The 17,395-nt window shown below is 50.0% G+C and carries 18 protein-coding genes; 15 read left to right on the plus strand and 3 right to left on the minus strand.

Going from position 1 to position 17,395, the window contains the following annotated elements; all coding sequences use genetic code 11:
• Positions 1–165 precede the first annotated feature (165 nt).
• The gene (locus PN498_RS25735) at positions 166–1,806 is read right to left on the minus strand and encodes a DUF2079 domain-containing protein (RefSeq protein WP_272066321.1); all 1,641 of its coding nucleotides are present in this window, start codon (positions 1,804–1,806) and stop codon (positions 166–168) included.
• A 191-nt stretch (positions 1,807–1,997) separates the two neighbouring features.
• Here PN498_RS25735 and rnhA point away from each other — a divergent pair, with 191 nt between their 5' ends.
• The 5 genes from rnhA to ilvB all read left to right on the plus strand — a co-directional run bounded on the left by rnhA (position 1,998) and on the right by ilvB (position 7,410).
• Positions 1,998–2,525, plus strand: a complete 528-nt coding sequence (gene rnhA, locus PN498_RS25740; RefSeq protein ID WP_272066322.1) for a ribonuclease HI — start codon at positions 1,998–2,000, stop codon at positions 2,523–2,525.
• A 119-nt stretch (positions 2,526–2,644) separates the two neighbouring features.
• Positions 2,645–2,926 carry a hypothetical protein gene (locus PN498_RS25745; RefSeq protein WP_334312293.1) on the plus strand — a complete coding sequence of 94 codons (282 nt, stop codon included), beginning with the start codon at positions 2,645–2,647 and terminating at the stop codon, positions 2,924–2,926.
• Positions 2,927–3,074: 148 nt separating this feature from the next.
• Positions 3,075–3,551, plus strand: coding sequence for an SAM-dependent methyltransferase (locus PN498_RS25750; RefSeq protein WP_272066323.1), 477 nt, complete (start codon positions 3,075–3,077; stop codon positions 3,549–3,551).
• A 312-nt stretch (positions 3,552–3,863) separates the two neighbouring features.
• The gene (locus PN498_RS25755) at positions 3,864–4,919 is read left to right on the plus strand and encodes a PDDEXK nuclease domain-containing protein (RefSeq protein ID WP_272066324.1); all 1,056 of its coding nucleotides are present in this window, start codon (positions 3,864–3,866) and stop codon (positions 4,917–4,919) included.
• Positions 4,920–5,559: 640 nt separating this feature from the next.
• Entirely contained in the window at positions 5,560–7,410 is a 1,851-nt protein-coding gene (gene ilvB, locus PN498_RS25760) for a biosynthetic-type acetolactate synthase large subunit (protein ID WP_272066325.1), read from the plus strand.
• A 9-nt stretch (positions 7,411–7,419) separates the two neighbouring features.
• Here the strand turns inward: ilvB and PN498_RS25765 are convergent, their stop codons facing one another.
• Positions 7,420–8,064 carry a DUF29 domain-containing protein gene (locus PN498_RS25765; protein WP_334312294.1) on the minus strand — a complete coding sequence of 215 codons (645 nt, stop codon included), beginning with the start codon at positions 8,062–8,064 and terminating at the stop codon, positions 7,420–7,422.
• 411 nt (positions 8,065–8,475) lie between these two features.
• On the opposite strand from PN498_RS25765, the gene PN498_RS25770 reads away from it, so the two are divergent.
• The 10 genes from PN498_RS25770 (at position 8,476) to PN498_RS25810 (ending at position 16,098) form a co-directional block, all read left to right on the plus strand.
• A complete protein-coding gene (locus PN498_RS25770; RefSeq protein WP_272066326.1) occupies positions 8,476–10,383 on the plus strand; it encodes a serine hydrolase in 1,908 nt (635 codons plus the stop codon).
• A 125-nt stretch (positions 10,384–10,508) separates the two neighbouring features.
• A complete protein-coding gene (locus PN498_RS25775; RefSeq protein WP_272066327.1) occupies positions 10,509–11,348 on the plus strand; it encodes an AraC family transcriptional regulator in 840 nt (279 codons plus the stop codon).
• Between the two features lie 62 nt (positions 11,349–11,410).
• Positions 11,411–12,583 carry a benzoate/H(+) symporter BenE family transporter gene (locus tag PN498_RS25780; protein WP_272066328.1) on the plus strand — a complete coding sequence of 391 codons (1,173 nt, stop codon included), beginning with the start codon at positions 11,411–11,413 and terminating at the stop codon, positions 12,581–12,583.
• 214 nt (positions 12,584–12,797) lie between these two features.
• Positions 12,798–13,604 (plus strand): DUF6615 family protein, encoded by an 807-nt coding sequence (locus PN498_RS25785; RefSeq protein WP_272066329.1) that lies wholly within the window; start codon positions 12,798–12,800, stop codon positions 13,602–13,604.
• Positions 13,605–13,646: 42 nt separating this feature from the next.
• Positions 13,647–14,087 carry a hypothetical protein gene (locus tag PN498_RS25790; RefSeq protein ID WP_272066330.1) on the plus strand — a complete coding sequence of 147 codons (441 nt, stop codon included), beginning with the start codon at positions 13,647–13,649 and terminating at the stop codon, positions 14,085–14,087.
• 70 nt (positions 14,088–14,157) lie between these two features.
• Positions 14,158–14,424, plus strand: coding sequence for a hypothetical protein (locus tag PN498_RS25795; protein WP_272066331.1), 267 nt, complete (start codon positions 14,158–14,160; stop codon positions 14,422–14,424).
• A 4-nt stretch (positions 14,425–14,428) separates the two neighbouring features.
• Complete coding sequence (locus tag PN498_RS25800) at positions 14,429–14,809, plus strand: clan AA aspartic protease (RefSeq protein ID WP_272066332.1); 381 nt, start codon at positions 14,429–14,431, stop codon at positions 14,807–14,809.
• A 156-nt stretch (positions 14,810–14,965) separates the two neighbouring features.
• Positions 14,966–15,229: a DUF2200 family protein gene (locus PN498_RS25805; protein ID WP_272066333.1), complete on the plus strand. Its 264-nt coding sequence runs from the start codon at positions 14,966–14,968 to the stop codon at positions 15,227–15,229.
• A gap of 16 nt (positions 15,230–15,245) precedes the next feature.
• On the plus strand, positions 15,246–15,332 hold the full coding sequence (locus PN498_RS28680) for a DUF2200 family protein (protein WP_442951450.1): 87 nt from the start codon (positions 15,246–15,248) through the stop codon (positions 15,330–15,332).
• A 481-nt stretch (positions 15,333–15,813) separates the two neighbouring features.
• A complete protein-coding gene (locus PN498_RS25810; protein ID WP_272066334.1) occupies positions 15,814–16,098 on the plus strand; it encodes a hypothetical protein in 285 nt (94 codons plus the stop codon).
• A gap of 97 nt (positions 16,099–16,195) precedes the next feature.
• Here the strand turns inward: PN498_RS25810 and PN498_RS25815 are convergent, their stop codons facing one another.
• Entirely contained in the window at positions 16,196–17,083 is an 888-nt protein-coding gene (locus PN498_RS25815) for an alpha/beta fold hydrolase (protein ID WP_272066335.1), read from the minus strand.
• Positions 17,084–17,395 lie beyond the last annotated feature (312 nt).

Consider the following 17,395-nt stretch of genomic DNA (forward strand, 5'->3'; position numbering starts at 1 on the left):
TTCTACGATAGCCGGGAAATGAGCATGGTGCATCTGATCTATAGAGGGACTAGAGGCGGGCGGGGATACAGATGGAGGGATGTTATCTATTCGTCTCGTCTCACGCTAAGTTAGATTGTCCTACACCCCTGTCCCATCAAACTGATTGGCCCGCACATCTCAAAACTACTCATCCGGCGATAAAAATGTTTGCCAGTCTTCTAAAGCTTGGGGAGCAGAAGGACTATCTCGCTGGAGCAAAATGAGACCATCTTTAGCTTGAATAAGGCCGTATTGTTCGGTGGCTATCCATGCATTGATGAGCTGGGTGAAGTGGTGAAGTCGATCGCGATCGCGACTGAAGGCAACTTGATAGCGCTGTAGTCGCCATAGGTCAGCAGCAATGTAGTCCACATCTCGTGCCGTTCCTGCGTCGTCTTGGTAGGCTATCAGCGGCATCCGCAGTATGGCGCGTCGTCCAGAAACATGGGGAACCAGATAGGTCGTTGCCGTTACGCTAGCATCGGCGGGAATTTGGGCAAGGAGCCGATTCATCGCTTGGGCACGTTGCCACTGCAGGATGGGAGATACATACACCCAAGGCTGAATAGAGTCTGGAATCAGGACTGTGAAGACGCGGCTAGGATTCGAGATGGGGATAAACACGAGCGAAATAATCAAGCAGACACTCCAGAAGCGGCGGAAATTGCGAGACGGAGAGCGCGATCGCACCGTTTCCCAAGGCTGCATGAATCGCCGGAATCCCTGTCCGGCCCACCAAAGAATGGTTCCGTAGAACATGCCCGGCACAACGTTTAAGGCATAGCGAATGCTGGTGTTGAGACCAGAACTGCCTTCTGTCAGCGTGAGTTTGAGCAGGGGGGGTCCTGCTATGATCCACGCTGCTGGAGACAAAGCCGGAATAAACGCTAGGGGAAGCCAATGTCCGGCGAAATACTCCAGTGTGTCTCCGGGGGGGGACACCAGTTCTCGTAGGAGCAGTCCTGGCTGACTGATCATGGCCCAAAGCACGTCCAGCGTAGACGCCTCATCATCGTTGATGTACTGTCCAAATTCCTCAATCATGAAGCGTTTGGAGATGTCTTCTGAAAAGGCTGGCATGAACACATTGGTCACCAGGACAAAATAGCCCACGCTGAGAGCACAGACGCCTAAACCGATGCGGGGATGGCGACGACTAGCTACTAGATAGGCGCCGATGCCAAACAGGGCCACTGGGCTATCTTCTCGGACAGCCAGAATCACTAAACACAACAGCGCAAAAATCCACCAGCGACGATATTCCATAGCTAGCAGTAAGCCAAAGATAAAGAGGGGAATTTGTCCAATGTCGTGGAAGTTTGCCAAGTAAGGATTGAGGACTGCGATCGCCCCATAAAAGCTCACCATAATCGCTAGCGATAGCCGCTGCTCTAGATACTTACGAGCGAGGGCATAGAGCAGCAGTCCAGAGAGAGTCGCAAACGCTGCTTGCAGCACTGATAACGTAGCGGGCGATGGAAAAACAGTATAGATGGGCCACCATAGCAGAAGGGCTGGCGTAAAGTGTTGTCCCAAGCGACGATAAGTCGTCTGAGGCAATTCCCCGCTGTGAACGACATTCGTTGAGAGCTGAGACGACAGCGTGCTTTGAAACAGATTACCGTGAGCGTTATTCCAAAAGACCTGATTGAAAATACCCTGATCGAAGGAAGCATAGTAAGTGAAATAACGGTGTAATAGGAGTCCAGTGACTAGGACAAAGAAACCGCCAGCAATCAGCAATACTCGCCGCAGATCGGGTTCCTTACGCCAACTCAAAATCATAGTGATAGTCGTCCATCTAAGCGAGTTCTGTAGCTTTCCCAAGGAAAGCAGATTTGGGGCTTAGACAGCAACCATGGCATACGTGAGCCATCATCTCTTGCTGTATCGGTTCTTTCAATAAGGTGAACTATTACTGCAAAGTGACTTTGCAAGTTGCATAATCGACAACGCTAGACCTTTTGGAGATCGCTATGGCGTCTTTGCCCACAATCAAGACTATTTACACCGATGGTGCCTGCTCCGGTAATCCAGGCCCCGGCGGTTGGGGAACGGTTCTATATTTGGCAGATGGTTCGGTACACGAGATGGGTGGACGGGACAGCCAAACGACGAACAATCGTATGGAGATGCAGGCGGCGATCGCTGGCCTACAGCTGTTGGTGGCTTCTGAACAAACCAACCCTGTTGAACTCTTCACCGACAGCGAATATGTCAAAAAAGGAATCACCGAATGGATTGCTGGATGGAAGCGACGTGGGTGGAGGAATTCCGCTAAAAAGCCTGTGTTAAATCAAGATTTGTGGCAGCAACTCGACCAAGTTAATCAAGCAGCCGCGCAGCAGACAGGTGCCCCTGTGATTTGGACGTATGTGCGAGGTCATGCTGGAAACGAGGGAAATGAGCGCTGTGATACGATTGCCCGCGCCTTTTCTCTCAATCGTGCGGTTGATCTGTCACAGCGGCCTGAAGCGATCGCCCTCTTGGATACAGCTCAATAGCAGCTCAATAGAATAATAGATTTAAGTCTTGGATCACCGAATAGATGATTGATAGTTCACCTCATGGATCCTTGTAACTGAAGGCATAGAATAGAGTCAAGGTTTTTCCAGGGAACATAATGGCTGATTCAGGTGTCAATGATGGGATCGATGCGCTAGAGAATTTGCCTCGCGAGGCGCGAGTTAACCAATTACGCAACATGATCGAAACCCTGCAAATCGCCGATGCGATCGCGAAGGAGGGGTACCTGATTACTAGCTCTGAATTAGCCGACCTGATGGATGTGAACGCGAGTGCTGTTACCAGTCGTGGTGAATACTGGGCTTGGAGAAATTGGTCCGTTTCAAGGGTCCGTCGCGAGGGGAACCAGATTCTCTGGCAGCTCGAACGGCTAGATTAAACGGTTACTTGGGCCGGGTTTGATAGACCTGAAATGTAATCAGTCCGATCAGTCCTAGAAAAAAGAGTGCTGCTCCCATGTCCGCTGAACTTCCGGGCAGGGGCAGGTATATCAAATTTAATCAACATATAGTAATCTCCATGGTTTCATGACTTCTTTGCGTCCTGATATTGCCTATATTCCAACGCCACAGGACGCGGTAGATGCAATGCTAGCTCTGGCTCAAGTTGGTCCTGATGATGTGCTGTATGACCTGGGATGTGGTGACGGACGATTATTGATTCAAGCAGCCCAGCGGTGGGGAACGAGAGGTGTTGGAATTGACATTGATCCAGTTCGGATTCGCCAAGCTCAAGCCGCTGTTCACGCAGCTGGCGTCTCCGATCAGGTTAAGCTGCATCAGGGCAACCTCTACGACAGTGATCTCAGTTGTGCAACAGTTGTTGCACTTTATCTGTTGCCCCATCTCAATCTTCGTCTGAAGCCTCGCTTGTTGCAGCAATTAGCATCCGGTGCACGAGTCGTTTCCCATCAGTTTGATATGGGTGATTGGGAACCTGATCAGGTCGTCCAACTCGTTCCTTCGGAAGAAGACTCCACACTCTATTTGTGGAAAATTCCCTAAGTATCTAGAACGTCGATCGCAACAGCAGGCGTCAATTCAACCTGTACCTTGCCACCGGCACCCTGAGAATGGCAGATCCATACCTGTCAGGATTCCGCATCAACTTGAAAAATTGTGCAACAGCTCGTTGCAAAATTTCTGCTGTATGATGAGGTGAACCTGATAGTCTATGCGTACTAAAATGCTGCTCTTGCTCGACTGCACGGTAGTCAACACTGCAACAGGCTGTTGCAGACGCTTTGAAAGCATAGAATCAGCCAGCTTCTGCGTCTGTAGTGGTTAAAGCGGCATCATTTATTCTTCCATTCGCCTATGCCTCCTCTTTCCGTCTCCGATGAATACAGCCAGTTGCTGACTGACCTAAAAGATCGCATTCGACAGTCGCGTGTCCGGGCGGCGCAAGCGGTGAATCGTGAGTTAGTGCTGCTGTATTGGCAGATCGGGCGAGAGATCTTGCAACGGCAAACTGACCAGGGATGGGGCAGCAAAGTGGTTGATCGCATTGCCAAAGATCTGCGCCATGAGTTTCCTGAGATGAAGGGGTTCTCCCCCCGAAATCTGCACTATATGAGAGCATTTGCGGAGACCTATACCGACGAGGCAATGGTGCAACAGACAGTTGCAAATTTACCTTGGGGCCACAATGTACGACTCATGGAGGCCGTAAAGGATCCTGAGGAACGGCTTTGGTATGCTCAGCAGGCGATCACGCGAGGATGGAGTCGCAATATCCTACTGACTCAAATCGACAACCAACTCTATAACCGTCAGAAGAGTAGTGCGATTACTAATTTCGAGCGCACTTTGCCAGAGGCCCAGTCTGATCTGGCGCAAGATCTGATCAAAAATTCCTACACGTTTGACTTTTTAGCGATCGCTCCTGGTGCTCAAGAGCGCGACGTTCACAAGGGTTTGGTTGACCACATTCGTAACTTCCTGCTGGAATTGGGTGTTGGCTTCGCCTTCGTTGGCAGTCAATATCACTTAGAGGTTGGCGGTGAAGATTTCTTTATTGACCTGCTGTTCTATCACCTGACACTGCGGTGCTTTGTGGTGATTGACCTCAAGATGGGTGATTTCCAGCCTGAGTTTTCCGGCAAGATGAATTTCTACGTCTCGGCGGTGGATGATCTGCTGAGACATGCTGAAGACCGTCCCACTATTGGGATGATTCTATGCCGCTCCAAAAACAAAACGATCGCAGAATATGCGCTGCGTGATGTTCAAAAACCGATTGGCATCTCAATTCACCGCACGGGAACAGAACTCCCTGACCCTATCAAGCAGCAGTTGCCTTCACCGGAACGCCTGGAAGCAGCACTTGAAAATGCCTGTGCAACAGTGCCAGAGCCGAGTGATCAGCCGTAACAAGCCCTGTGCAGCTTGGTCAAGTCCATCTCAGTGTCTTGAGGGAGCAGGGAATGAGGTTTGCTTGATGCAAGGGCATGCCGCTATAACTCTAAATCTTTCAGGTTTGAGCAGCGCCCGTGTGAAATGCATGACATCATGGCCAATTTTTCATGAAGTACTGCAACACAGTCTTATCCTTGTCATGGCATCATCACACAACAAGTCAACCTGTTTGTCCAACGCCATCTTAGGTCCGAGTTGCTGAATAGGGATGCCGTGCCTAGCAAAGCTGGTGAAGCAGGCTTGGCCCGCTGTTCAGCACTCATATACGCTCATCGTTTCGACGATATTCCGTGCAGCAGTCTGGTAGTCTCTATTGAAATCTAGTCAAAAGATTTATGAGAATTGTCTAGAAGTCTCTGCTGAGATTAAGAGGTACCAACCCTAATCTCGTACTATAGTGAAAGTCCCGTCAGTATTTTTAGTCACATTTGCTTAAGCACAGAATGAGGCTGAGCGGTTTATTCTGTAAGGCTAAGAGAATATTTTGGGCGATCGCTACCCTCCTGTGGTGGTCTCCATGCAACTGTGTTTCGGGATTTTGCGAACTGGAACACGCCAACTGTCCATTCACTAGCATGTGTTTTCTTCAAAATCCATGACATCTTCTGTTCAAGCACAAGATAAAGTTACGACTCAGCGGGTTACGGGTGGATTTGCCCTGATCGACAGTCTTAAGCGTCATGGGGTTAGCCATATTTTTGGTTACCCAGGTGGTGCGATTTTGCCGATCTATGACGAGCTATACAAAGCTGAGCAACAGGGCGGTCTGCAACACATCCTGGTGAGACACGAGCAGGGAGCAGCCCACGCTGCCGATGGCTACGCTCGTGCAACAGGGCAAGTTGGCGTCTGTTTTGGAACTTCAGGTCCTGGTGCAACCAATTTGGTGACCGGAATTGCCACCGCCGCAATGGATTCTATTCCTTTGGTGGTCATTACCGGACAGGTTCCACGAGCTGCTATTGGCACAGATGCGTTTCAGGAAACCGATATTTTTGGCATCACGCTTCCGGTGGTCAAGCATTCCTACGTAGTGCGATCAGCTAGCGACATGCCGCGCGTTGTTGCCGAAGCCTTCTACATTGCGCAAACGGGTCGTCCCGGTCCAGTCCTCATCGACGTTCCTAAAGATGTTGGGTTCGAAGAATTCGACTACATTCCTGTCAATCCCCAAGAGGTGAATCTGCCGGGATACAAGCCGACAGTAAAAGGCAATCCCCGTCAGGTTGATCACGCAATTCAACTGTTGCGAGCAGCTAAGCAACCCCTCCTTTATGTCGGTGGTGGAGCCATTACGTCGGGTGCTCACGCTGAAATCCACGCCCTTGCCGAGCAGTTCTCGATTCCCGTAACCACTACGCTGATGGGAAAAGGTGCTTTCGATGAGCATCATCCGCTTTCTGTCGGCATGTTGGGAATGCACGGCACTGCCTACGCTAACTTTGCAGTTAGCGAGTGCGATCTGCTAATTGCAGTTGGCGCTCGATTTGACGATCGCGTCACAGGGAAACTGGATGAATTTGCGAGTCACGCCAAGGTGATTCACATCGACATTGATCCCGCAGAGGTGGGTAAGAATCGCATCCCCAACGTTCCCATTGTGGGAGATGTGCAACGGGTGTTGCAAAATTTGCTGAGACGGTTGAAAGAGCAGAACGTTACTGGAGACCCCACTCAGACTCAGGTATGGCGCGATCGCATTCAGCGCTGGCGAGAGGATTATCCGCTGGTTGTGCCAACCTATGACGTTGAGATTTCTCCCCAGGAAGTCATTGTTGAGTTGTGTCGTCAAGCTCCTCAGGCCTATTACACCACTGATGTGGGTCAGCATCAAATGTGGGCGGCTCAGTTCCTTAAAAATGGACCCCGTCGCTGGGTATCAAGCGCGGGTTTAGGAACGATGGGCTTTGGTTTGCCGGCTGCGATGGGAGTCCAGGTGGCGCACCCTGAAGAAACTACGATCTGCATCAGCGGTGATGCTAGTTTTCAAATGAATCCCCAAGAGCTAGGAACCCTCGCTCAGTATGGGATCAACGTAAAAACCGTCATCATCAACAACGGCTGGCAAGGCATGGTGCGTCAGTGGCAACAGGCGTTCTATGGCGAACGGTATTCGTCTTCGAATATGCAGTCGGGAATGCCTAACTTTGAGATGCTAGCGAATGCTTACGGGGTGAAGGGCGTGATTGTGGAAAGTCGGGATCAGCTTGCGGCTGCGATCGCTGACATGCTGGCTCACGATGGCCCAGTCCTTATGGATGTGCGCGTTCGCAAGGATGAGAACTGTTATCCTATGGTGGCTCCTGGTAAGAGCAATGCTCAGATGCTCGGTTTGCCTCAAAAGCCTGCTGAAGTTCAGCCGATTGAACTCATTTACTGCGGCAGCTGCGGTGCCAAGAATCCTTCTAACCACAGCTTTTGTCCTAACTGTGGGGCCAAGCTGTAGGGAATTGACTCAGCCAGAAATAGCTTGTGCAGAGGTTGGTGTTGGGTGGTGTAAAAGCTTAATTCCTGGCTCAAGTGGCTTGGGTCTGCTCAATTGCCTTAACGATGAGATTACAGACAGGTTGCTTAACCTTGAGAGTCTGTCGCTGATTCTTTTGGGGGGAAGCTGCTCATTCAGGATGTGCGAAAATGTGAATTCGCACTCGTCTGGGAATGTGTCTGCTGAAAGCATCATCTCTGCTTCTGCTTGCTGGACAGCATCCTGGTAAGCTTCAGCCAACACACGTTCTAAGTAGGGGAAGAGGCTGGGTGAATCTTTGAGCATTTCATGAATGCGTCGTCGGTGTTCAACGATGCTGCCTGCCCAGCTTCCTGTTCTATGTGTGGGCTGATGGTGCCATTTCAGTAGATGTAATAGAAGCACGACGAGATTGCTTTTCAAGTTTCTCCGCTCTCGCTTCCCTATATCTTTGATTTCTTCAATCAGGTTGGACCAGTCCATATGGGCATAATCTTGGCAGCGTAGCTTTTCTACCGTTGCTTCAATCCACTGCATATAGTCTGTTTCGTACAGCGATGGAGAATGATGACTGAAATGAGAGGGAGTCGCTTTCATCGGCAATGTCGAGAATAGGACTGCTGTCGATGGTGTCATCCTAGCAGCAGCGATCGCAGTCAGCCATGATCGTTGTGACCATTGGAATAAGGCCAAATCATGGCTGCCTAGTCTCTTCAGGGTGCTTGAGAATCGACGGGAAATCCTCGTCTCTGCGAATCATGTATCGATTCTCTGATTTCAGAGCATGGAAGCCAAACTTTTCATACAGACTGTGAGCATCAGCTGTGCCTAACATCCAAATTTTGGCTCGAATGCCTGCCTGGCAAAGCACATGTTCCACCCTAGATTTTTGGAGCAAGTGAAGATGAGGCGATCGTGACTACGCTACAGGATCATGCGATTTACTACCATAAGCCTGACCAACTAGACGACTGATTGGCGGATGTGGCCTTGCTGAAGGCTCTTCTAACCTGAACACAACTGAATGGTTGTTAAGGGATTACTGGTATGCCCGTCGTCAATTCTCGCTTTGATTCGGCTTCTGTTCTCCACATGCCCATGCTGGATTCAAGCCCTTACTTGGCTTTAGAGTTGTTACCTGAGATGCCAACTAGCGGTTTGCCTAACGACTCGTCTGTTGCCCTGCCAGAACCTGCATCTATTGAACAACCCAATGTTCAGTTTGGTCATTCTGGAGAGGATAACATCTATGGCTCAAATGGTAGTGATGTGGTTTTGGGGTTTGCCGGTAACGACATTTTGGCGGGTGGTGCTGGGCAAGATTATCTTCTAGGAGGTGGGGATAATGACTGGCTCAACGGTGGCGCAGATCATGATTTTGTCTGGGGTGGTACAGACAGTGACATACTCATCGGTGGGACTGGTGATGACGTTTTAATGGGCGGATTGGGGGATGACCTTCTTAAAGGACAATCTGACCATGACCAGCTTTGGGGAGGTGATGGCAATGACCACCTAGAGGGCGGTATGGGGCAAGATCAATTGAACGGCGGCAGCGGCAACGATGTTTTGATAGATGCTGATGTGGGCACTCATATGACAGGCGGCAGTGGCAGTGACGAGTTTCGTATTGGCAACGGTCGTTTACCGCAGGACCCCAAGATTGCTATTTTTCCACCTCCACCTGACTTCACCATCACTGATTTCAATGTGGATGAAGATGTTCTCAAGATCAACTACAATCTCGGGTTCGAGGACTTAATCATTACTGATACCGATCAGGGGGCGTTGATTAGTGTGGAACGCCGCTCAGGTTTAATTCTGCTGGAAAGTGTTAAAGCAGCTGACTTGGAGGAGGAGAGCTTTCGCTTTTTAGATGCGGAGCTAAGAACTGACTTGCAGGACTCTCTCGACCAGACCGTGACTGATAGCGGCATACCCGGCGCAACAGCAGCCGTCATCACGCCAGAGGGCTACACCTGGTTAGGAGCCAGCGGCGTTGCCAATCTTGAGGTACCAATGGCGATGCAGTCGGATGCCCCCTTCAAAATCGGCAGTATTACCAAAACATTCACAGCTACCGTAGTGCTGCAATTAACGGAAGAAGGTTTGCTGTCTTTGGATGAGGGAATCGCTCAGTGGCTTCCTAATGAGGTAGCAGCGGTTATTCCCAACAGCGACACCATTACCGTACGTCAACTGTTGAACCACACCAGTGGTGTAGCCAACTTCCAGCGTAGTGAAGCCTACACTACAGCGTTGCTAGCTGAACCAACTCGTATTTGGCAACCCGAAGAAAGATTGACTTACGTCAGTGAGCTAGAGCCTGACTTCGATCCAGGGCAAGGCTGGACTTATTCTGCTAGCAACTATCATCTGCTGGATCTGATTATTCAAACCGTGACAGATTCCACAATTGCCGATCAGATTCAGGCACGCATTACTAATCCTCTAGGTTTAGCTAATACCTATCTGTACGAGGGTGAGATGATTCCTACAGACCTTGTGCAAGGCTATCAAGATGTTTTTGCAGAAGACGGGTCTTACGGCGAAGACGGCGTTTTGGACAATGTTACGGCTGCCAACGCTAGCTCTAACTCGGCTTCAGGGGGTATTATTTCGACCGCTGAAGAGGTTGCCTACTTTACACAAGCGTTATTCTCAGGCGAGTTGATCAATCCAGATACGTTAGAAGAGATGCTCACGTTTGTGGACGCCCGTGATGACAAACGATATGGCTTGGGGCTGTGGGAAGAAGAGACTCCTGTCGGTACTGCGTGGGGGCACGATGGTGGAGTGTTGGGTTATCAATCGCAAATGTTTTATGCCCCAAATCAAAATATGACCAGCGTCGCACTGATTAACCAGCGCGAGTCACCAGGACAACCTCTTGGACAACCACAGCTCAAGATTGCTTTGGAGAATCTAGAAACGGTTATTAGTTCAGATCGATAGCCTCAAAATATCCAACCAAGGAGGGTACGATCGCCCAAGTCGCTGCTGCCTTGCCTGTCGATTAAAAGGTACAACCGTTGCGCTCTAGTCTGAGTGGTGTCGCGTCTCCGGGAGAGAGTGAACGAATGCACAAACAAGTTGACTCTACACGTTTATGGCGATCGCACTTACCCGGTATTGAACTATTTGAGGCACAGCTTTTTCGTCACCGCTTTGGCAAACATTTTCATGACGCCTACACGATTGGTTTGAACGAGCAGGGACAGGGACGCTCTCTGCATCATGGAGAAAATCGGTGTCTTCATGTTGGCAGCTTTAACCTGATCAATCCCGGTGAAGTCCATACGGGCCAAGTCGTTTCGGTAGAGACGGGCTGGGCATTTCGCAATATTTATATCGAGGTGGAGGCGATCGCCCCTCTGCTGGCTCAGTTGGAATGGTCTCAGTCCGGCCTGCCTTACTTCAAAGCCGCCATCGGGGTTGATCAACAACTGCGGTCCCGTTTCTATACCCTTTTTAATGCCCTCACTCAACCGACGTCTGTCCTGATGCAACAGTCGCTGTTGCTAGAACTATTGTCTGATTTATTTTGCCGATATTCTGACACCGCTTTCGAGCCGAGAGCGTTAAAGCCTGAATCGAAGGCGATTGCTGTCGTTCGCAGCTATTTAGCAGCCCATTATGCCGAACCGATTTCCTTAGACGCCCTAGCGGCACTGGTCAGCTTGAATCCGCACTACTTGGTCCGCTGCTTCCATAAGCAGGTGGGCTGTCCGCCCCATCAGTATCAGCGGCACTGTCAATTAGCTGCGGCAAAACGAGCGTTGAGGTCGTCGGTGGCGATCGCTGCGATCGCAGCAGATCATGGCTTCTACGATCAGAGTCATTTCAATCGCGAATTTAAGCGCGTCTTTGGCGTCACTCCAGGACACTATCAAAAGGTCAATTCTGTCCAATATCGCTAGCCGTCACGGGCTTAACTTGGAGCGAGTGAATAGGTCTGTCCGAATTCAGTTCGGCTTTGGGGATGCTCGTGCAAGATTTCTCGATTTCTGCGGTGGTAGCAGGCTTTGTCAGCGTGCTGGTGGGCTTCACCAGTGCGGGTGTAATTGTGTTTCAAGCAGCGCAGTCCCTGGGGGCTGGCGATGCTGAAATCAGTTCTTGGTTATGGGCTTTGGGGTGGGGCATGGGACTGACAAGCATTGGGCTATCCCTACGCTATCGAGTGCCCATCATCACGGCTTGGTCTACCCCGGGAGCGGCAATGCTGATCACAACTACGGCGGACGTTACTCTGTCAGAGGCGATCGGAGCTTTTCTCGTCTCTGCTACCTTAATCACGCTGGTTGGATTTACAGGTTGGTTCGAGCGCTCGATGAGTCGCCTACCGCTTTCACTAGCAGCCGCTATGCTGGTTGGTGTCCTGTTACAGTTTGGGCTGAACGTTTTCACCGCAATGCAAACGCAGTTTGTCATGGTGTTTGTTATGTTCGGCGCTTACCTCATCCTGCGTCGTGTCTTGCCGCGATATGCTGTCATCGCAGCGCTGGTGTTGGGGATTCTGATAGCAGGCGGTCAGGGTCTGCTGCAAGCTGAAGCTGTGCAACTGCAATGGGCAAAACCGATCTTCACTGCTCCCAGCCTTTCCCTGGGTGCACTCATGGGCATTGCCCTGCCACTCTTCATTGTGACAATGGCGTCTCAGAATGTCCCCGGCGTAGCAACAATCCGGGCCTTTGACTATACTGTCCCCACGTCTCCTCTGATTGGCTGGACAGGCGCAGCAACGATGATTTTTGCTCCCTTTGGTGCTTTTGCCATTAACCTGGCAGCCATCACCGCCGCCATTTCAATGGGCCGAGAAGCCCACGAGGATCCGAACAAGCGCTATGTTGCCGGGTTGGCGGTTGGCGGCTTCTACATCCTGATTGGTGTTTTGGGAGCAACGGTGACCTCGATTTTCGCGGCCTTGCCTGAGGAATTAGTGCTGGCGATCGCGGGTCTCGCGTTACTAGGAACTATCGAAAAAGGGTTAGTTACTGCCCTATCCCAAGAGCAAGAACGCCTCCCAGCCTTGATCACCATTCTCGTCACCGCTTCTGGAGCATCCCTCTGCGGCATCAGCTCCGCATTCTGGGGACTGATCATGGGGCTATTCTCGATGGCAATCTTACGAACTCACGGGTTACGTCCTTCGTAACCTGAAGATCTGTCTCCAACTCCGCTTCGTCTCCACCTGATTTAGCTGAATATACTGCATTTAATCCGTATATCCATTCTGATTTGGGTAGATAGACTGCAAATGTCGATCTAATAAGAGTTAGGCGGCTTAGGCTATCGGTGGGGACTGTACTACAAGGCTACTTTTCAGGATGCTATTTTTAAGTCGGCTGTGTTCTAGGTAGTTAGTACGTATGATCAAAAAATCCACAAAGCATCTTCCTACTCTTTTTGAAAAAGCTGCTCATGATACATGGAAGCGGCTAAAAGCCAGTTTAGAACTAGGTGTTTCTCAAAATGAAACAACTATTACAGATATTATTCTGCTAGATCTGAAAGCTGCAAAATGTCCATTTTTGCACGTTATTAAAACACCACAGAATATTGAATCTTCACAAGGTACTGATTGGGAATGGTGGATTGGAGCACACAATATTGGTTGGCTACGCTACGCGGTTCAAGCCAAGAAAGTTAATCTGTCTTCTCTAAGATATGACGATTTGGCACATAAAGTGAATGGAAAGCTACAGTTGGATATTTTGCGTTCCTACTCATCAGAAAACAGAGCGTTGGGTAGGTATTGCTTTTACAACTATACAAATTCTGTACAACCGGAAGTGCATTGGAACTGTAATCTTCCTTATGATTCCAGTCAGCTTGGCTGTTCTATAGCTACCCTAAGTACTGTCTCTAAAGCTATTGAGACTCGGGGTTACCGTGGCTTTGATTTTATCCATTCTGAGAGTTCAACGTTGCCATTTCGATGTTTAGTTACTTGTCCTATGATTCTGTCTATTTATGCAGGGGCAACTCGTTTTCCTCTTGGATTTGAAGATTATGAAAATGCCCATATTTTTGAGTCGCTTCCACGTAATATTCAAGAAGGCATTGAGACAGGAGCTTCTGAAGGGTGGGATCCAAATTTCTACAGCGATGATATTCGGTACCACCCTGAAAGGATACTTGTTGCAGAACTACCTTACTGGACAGACCAAGTCTAATGGTTAGATTCCACCCGCCTAACACATCGCGGCAGCGGACGGTTGAAAGCCACTGGTGCTGAGTTTGCGGTTGTCTACCGCTGCTGCGTTTTGCCGTTAGGCATCGCTAAGATGGAACTGTCTGAATTTGAGCATCGGGTCATTGACGCCATGATTAGCGGTGATCCTGACGAGGGCGTGCTTCGCAACCAGCTATGCCTGGCGACGGTCACGGAACGCAACTACACCGACGTTGGTGTTTTCGCGAAGCTCAATGCCCCCGTGTCGGCAATGCGAACCAAGATGACAAATCGCCTCATCCAGACAACTCCGATGGTCTACCTGACTCACCCGAAGTTGCCGCAGGGAGCGCAAGCTATGCTTTTGTTTCATAATGCCTTAATGAGTACTCTCGAATGCCTGGCATTTGACGAGGACTGGCCCGAAGACGAATCGAAGTTTACGGTGGAGCCGTATGGCAGCTTGCCGACGAGCGACGCTTAACATATAGGACTAAGGGGATAATTGTTCAGAGTAAAATGTAGGCATACCATCGGTAAAAAGGTCAAAGCCTATGACAATTGAGCGACTTCGCTATAGCAAAGAGGAATTTGCTCGACGAGGTAATGAGATTTATGAATCTCAAGTGCGTTCTCAAGTTGAGCAGGGCAATCATGGCAAAATTGTAGCGATCGATCTTGAGACGGGAGCCTTTGAACTGGCAAAGGATACGGTTACTGCATCAGATCGATTGCTTGAACGTTACCCTAATGCTCAAATCTGGTGCGTTCGGGTTGGTCATAGAGGGGTTCATCGTTTTGGTGTAGGTCGTCTGCAATAACTCTATGATGCAAGGAATTGTTGATCAAATCTGCGAGGCGACAATCCGTTTAGTTGTGGGCAATGCAGATTCACAGAGGCAAGTGATTGATGCTGTCATTGATACGGGATTTACAGGTTTTCTGACACTGCCTTTTTCAGTGCTTGGAGATCTCAACTTACGGGCATATCGACGCGAAGAGGGAATCCTGGGAAATGGAAGCACCTGTATTTTCGATGTGTATCGTGGCCTAGTCATTTGGGATGGAGAGTTGCGGCGGATCGACATCAATGAATCTGATACAGCACCTTTGGTTGGTATGAGTTTACTCTATGGCTATCGGATGCAGCTTGATGCTATTGAGGGTGGCAAAGTTACAATCCAGGCATTAAGCAGTTTAAGTTGATCGGTTAGGCATGCCTAACCAGGGCTTGCAGCGGATGGACTGAACATTCTGCTTGCAGCTCAAAGACCCTTGCCCCCGCTGAAGCCAAAGCCGTTATCGGCACTGAAATTCAATCCCTCCGACATTGCTCGCTGCGTAAGCGATCGCCAAACCACTATGAAGACCACCAAAGACCACGACGAACGTATCGCGAATATGACCTTCGCCCCTGTTTATCCGCTCTATGTTGCAAAGATTGAGAAGAAGGGGCGAACCGTAGAGGAACTCCACCAAGTCATTTCATGGCTGACTGGTTTCAAGGTGGAAGATCTGCATCGCCTGATTGAAAATGACGCTACGTTTGAACAGTTCTTTGCTGAGGCCACGGTCAACCCGAATGCGAGCCTGATCACCGGGCTCAATCTGTGGCTATCGAGTTGAAGAAATTCAGACCCCGCTGACCAAACAGGCCAGATACCTGGACAAGTTGGTGGGCGAACTAGCGAAAGGACGCAAGATGGAAAAGATTTTACGGTCTCTCTAGCTCGGAAAGCTGCGGATAACAATTATCGCATTCGTGAATACTGACCGATGAGGAGAGCCTTATTATCGAGAACGCCCCTTTTCGATAATAAGCGTTGGCTCACGAGACAAAATTCTAGCTGCACCGATATGGTGGGAGCAGCTGAGAATGCTGTGGCTCAAACTGAGTTAGGGGCTGTATCCCACTGTTTTGCCGAAGTCAGCCGTTCCTTTGGCTACAAGTATCAAATTTGACTTGCGCTGGGGGATCAAATGGACTACTATCAGCAACCATAGCTGCCTCCGTGCAGCTTGCTGTCCCCGAACGTTTAGTCGGCGGCACTGGCAAGTGGTAGCAACACAAACCAGCGCCTAACCCATAGACAGAACCAACCTGTCGTACGGGCTGTGCCTATTTTAGGTCGCCCCACCGAAGCGCTTCGTCTAAGGGCGACTGAATCTTCGGGGATTCCAACCCAACATGATTCTGGGAGGAATCCCCAGTGATTACCATTCAATACTTCCTGCCGTCTCATCACACTGAGGCGGCACCACCGTCGCTGCCGAGTAACCCTACTCATCCCCAACGGCGACACAAGCGACTGCGCCTCTATCTCGTCGGTACTGAAGCCGATACCCAAAGCGCTATTGATCTGTTTCACCTACGGAACTGTATCGAGCGCATCGAGTGGAGTCCGAAGATCGATGTCCCCGAAAACGGTGTGCTGATTCGCCAAGACCCCGGCGATGTGTTGCGATATTTGCAGCGCGATCGCCGGTTTGAATAGCGATCGCCCCAACGTAGCGAATTAGGCTAGTTGGAAATCAAGTGCGATCGCCTTTCAACACTAGATTATTTTGAGAGGCGATCGCCCCAACGCTTGTCTAATGAGCAACCGCCCACTTTTGCAGGATAGGATTGACTAACTCCGGCGCTTCATCTTGGGGACAATGGCCGACGCCTTCTAACACGATAAAATCCTCAACTGCGGGATAGTTCGCGTATTCACGTCCTAACTCTACAGGTTCCCAAGGATCATCAGCGCCCCAAATAAAGAGAGCAGGGCACTGTAGTTTGGGCAACAGGTCCTCGGCTATGGGACCCTGAGAGTAGCGGACAAAGGCTAGGAAAACATCGGCGGCACCTTCATCTTTAGAAGGGCCAATGAGGATATCAACTAGCTCATCCGTCACGGCTTCCTCTCGGCCATAAGCTTGCTTCAGCACATTGCGAATAAATTTAGGACGCGCTAAGCGAGAAAAAAAGAAGTGACCCAGGGGACGGATACCTAGCAGCTTCTGAAAGAAAGGCGTTGGCGCACCGCGATACCAGGGAAGAGTACTGCGCTTGCGATCGTGCAACAGCCGCAGGGAGCAGTCCAGCATAGCAACACCCCGAACCTGAGCCGGTTCCATGATGGCGGCCTGCAGCGCCACAATGCAGCCGATGGAATTGCCGACTAGAAAAGTCGCTTCCCCAATCACATCACGGCAGAAATCAACCACCAGCTGTCCCCATGTCTCAAACGTGTAGGTGACGGGATCGCCTGGAAAAGGCTTGACAGATTTGCCAAAGCCAATCAGGTCGATGGCATACACTTGATGCGTCTCAGCCAGTACTGGAATGTTCTTGCGCCAGTGATCGCTAGAAGCACCAAAGCCGTGTATCAACAGCATTGGTGCGCCTGTCGTGCCAGCTTTTTGATAGCGAATTGGGAATCCTTGCCAGGGCCAAGTGCAATCAGCAACAGGAATGGCAGTTGCAGCGGACATGGAGTGTTGCCTGAGTAAAAAACAAATAAAGCGTCGTAAGAAGTGCTTTATATAAGTTTACAAGGCATCGTTGTGAACGGGCAGCTCTAAGCCTAAAATCGCCAACAGAATCAATTTGAGATAGGCCAGGAGATTGGGATGCTAATCTAACGGCTCTCTATTCTGATTTCTGATTCCTAATTTTTTAGACGAGTCATTGCTTCTATGGCTTGAAGCGTGTTTCGATTAGGTCCGCACAAGTACAGCCGTCAGTTCTGCTAAGACGAGACGGCGAGCCATTTGAACAAGCGCTAAGCCCCCGGATGCTGTCGG

Source organism: Oscillatoria sp. CS-180, from assembly GCF_028330965.1.
GTDB lineage: Bacteria > Cyanobacteriota > Cyanobacteriia > Phormidesmidales > Phormidesmidaceae > Halomicronema.

What these genes read in the sequence shown, in the direction of transcription:
- PN498_RS25735 (WP_272066321.1), bottom strand. Translation starts at nt 1,806, where the DNA reads ATGATTTTGAGTTGGCGTAAGGAACCCGATCTGCGGCGAGTATTGCTG.
- rnhA (WP_272066322.1), top strand. Translation starts at nt 1,998, where the DNA reads ATGGCGTCTTTGCCCACAATCAAGACTATTTACACCGATGGTGCCTGC.
- PN498_RS25745 (WP_334312293.1), top strand. Translation starts at nt 2,645, where the DNA reads ATGGCTGATTCAGGTGTCAATGATGGGATCGATGCGCTAGAGAATTTG.
- PN498_RS25750 (WP_272066323.1), top strand. Translation starts at nt 3,075, where the DNA reads ATGACTTCTTTGCGTCCTGATATTGCCTATATTCCAACGCCACAGGAC.
- PN498_RS25755 (WP_272066324.1), top strand. Translation starts at nt 3,864, where the DNA reads ATGCCTCCTCTTTCCGTCTCCGATGAATACAGCCAGTTGCTGACTGAC.
- ilvB (WP_272066325.1), top strand. Translation starts at nt 5,560, where the DNA reads ATGACATCTTCTGTTCAAGCACAAGATAAAGTTACGACTCAGCGGGTT.
- PN498_RS25765 (WP_334312294.1), bottom strand. Translation starts at nt 8,064, where the DNA reads ATGACACCATCGACAGCAGTCCTATTCTCGACATTGCCGATGAAAGCG.
- PN498_RS25770 (WP_272066326.1), top strand. Translation starts at nt 8,476, where the DNA reads ATGCCCGTCGTCAATTCTCGCTTTGATTCGGCTTCTGTTCTCCACATG.
- PN498_RS25775 (WP_272066327.1), top strand. Translation starts at nt 10,509, where the DNA reads ATGCACAAACAAGTTGACTCTACACGTTTATGGCGATCGCACTTACCC.
- PN498_RS25780 (WP_272066328.1), top strand. Translation starts at nt 11,411, where the DNA reads ATGCTCGTGCAAGATTTCTCGATTTCTGCGGTGGTAGCAGGCTTTGTC.
- PN498_RS25785 (WP_272066329.1), top strand. Translation starts at nt 12,798, where the DNA reads ATGATCAAAAAATCCACAAAGCATCTTCCTACTCTTTTTGAAAAAGCT.
- PN498_RS25795 (WP_272066331.1), top strand. Translation starts at nt 14,158, where the DNA reads ATGACAATTGAGCGACTTCGCTATAGCAAAGAGGAATTTGCTCGACGA.
- PN498_RS25800 (WP_272066332.1), top strand. Translation starts at nt 14,429, where the DNA reads ATGATGCAAGGAATTGTTGATCAAATCTGCGAGGCGACAATCCGTTTA.
- PN498_RS25805 (WP_272066333.1), top strand. Translation starts at nt 14,966, where the DNA reads ATGAAGACCACCAAAGACCACGACGAACGTATCGCGAATATGACCTTC.
- PN498_RS25815 (WP_272066335.1), bottom strand. Translation starts at nt 17,083, where the DNA reads ATGTCCGCTGCAACTGCCATTCCTGTTGCTGATTGCACTTGGCCCTGG.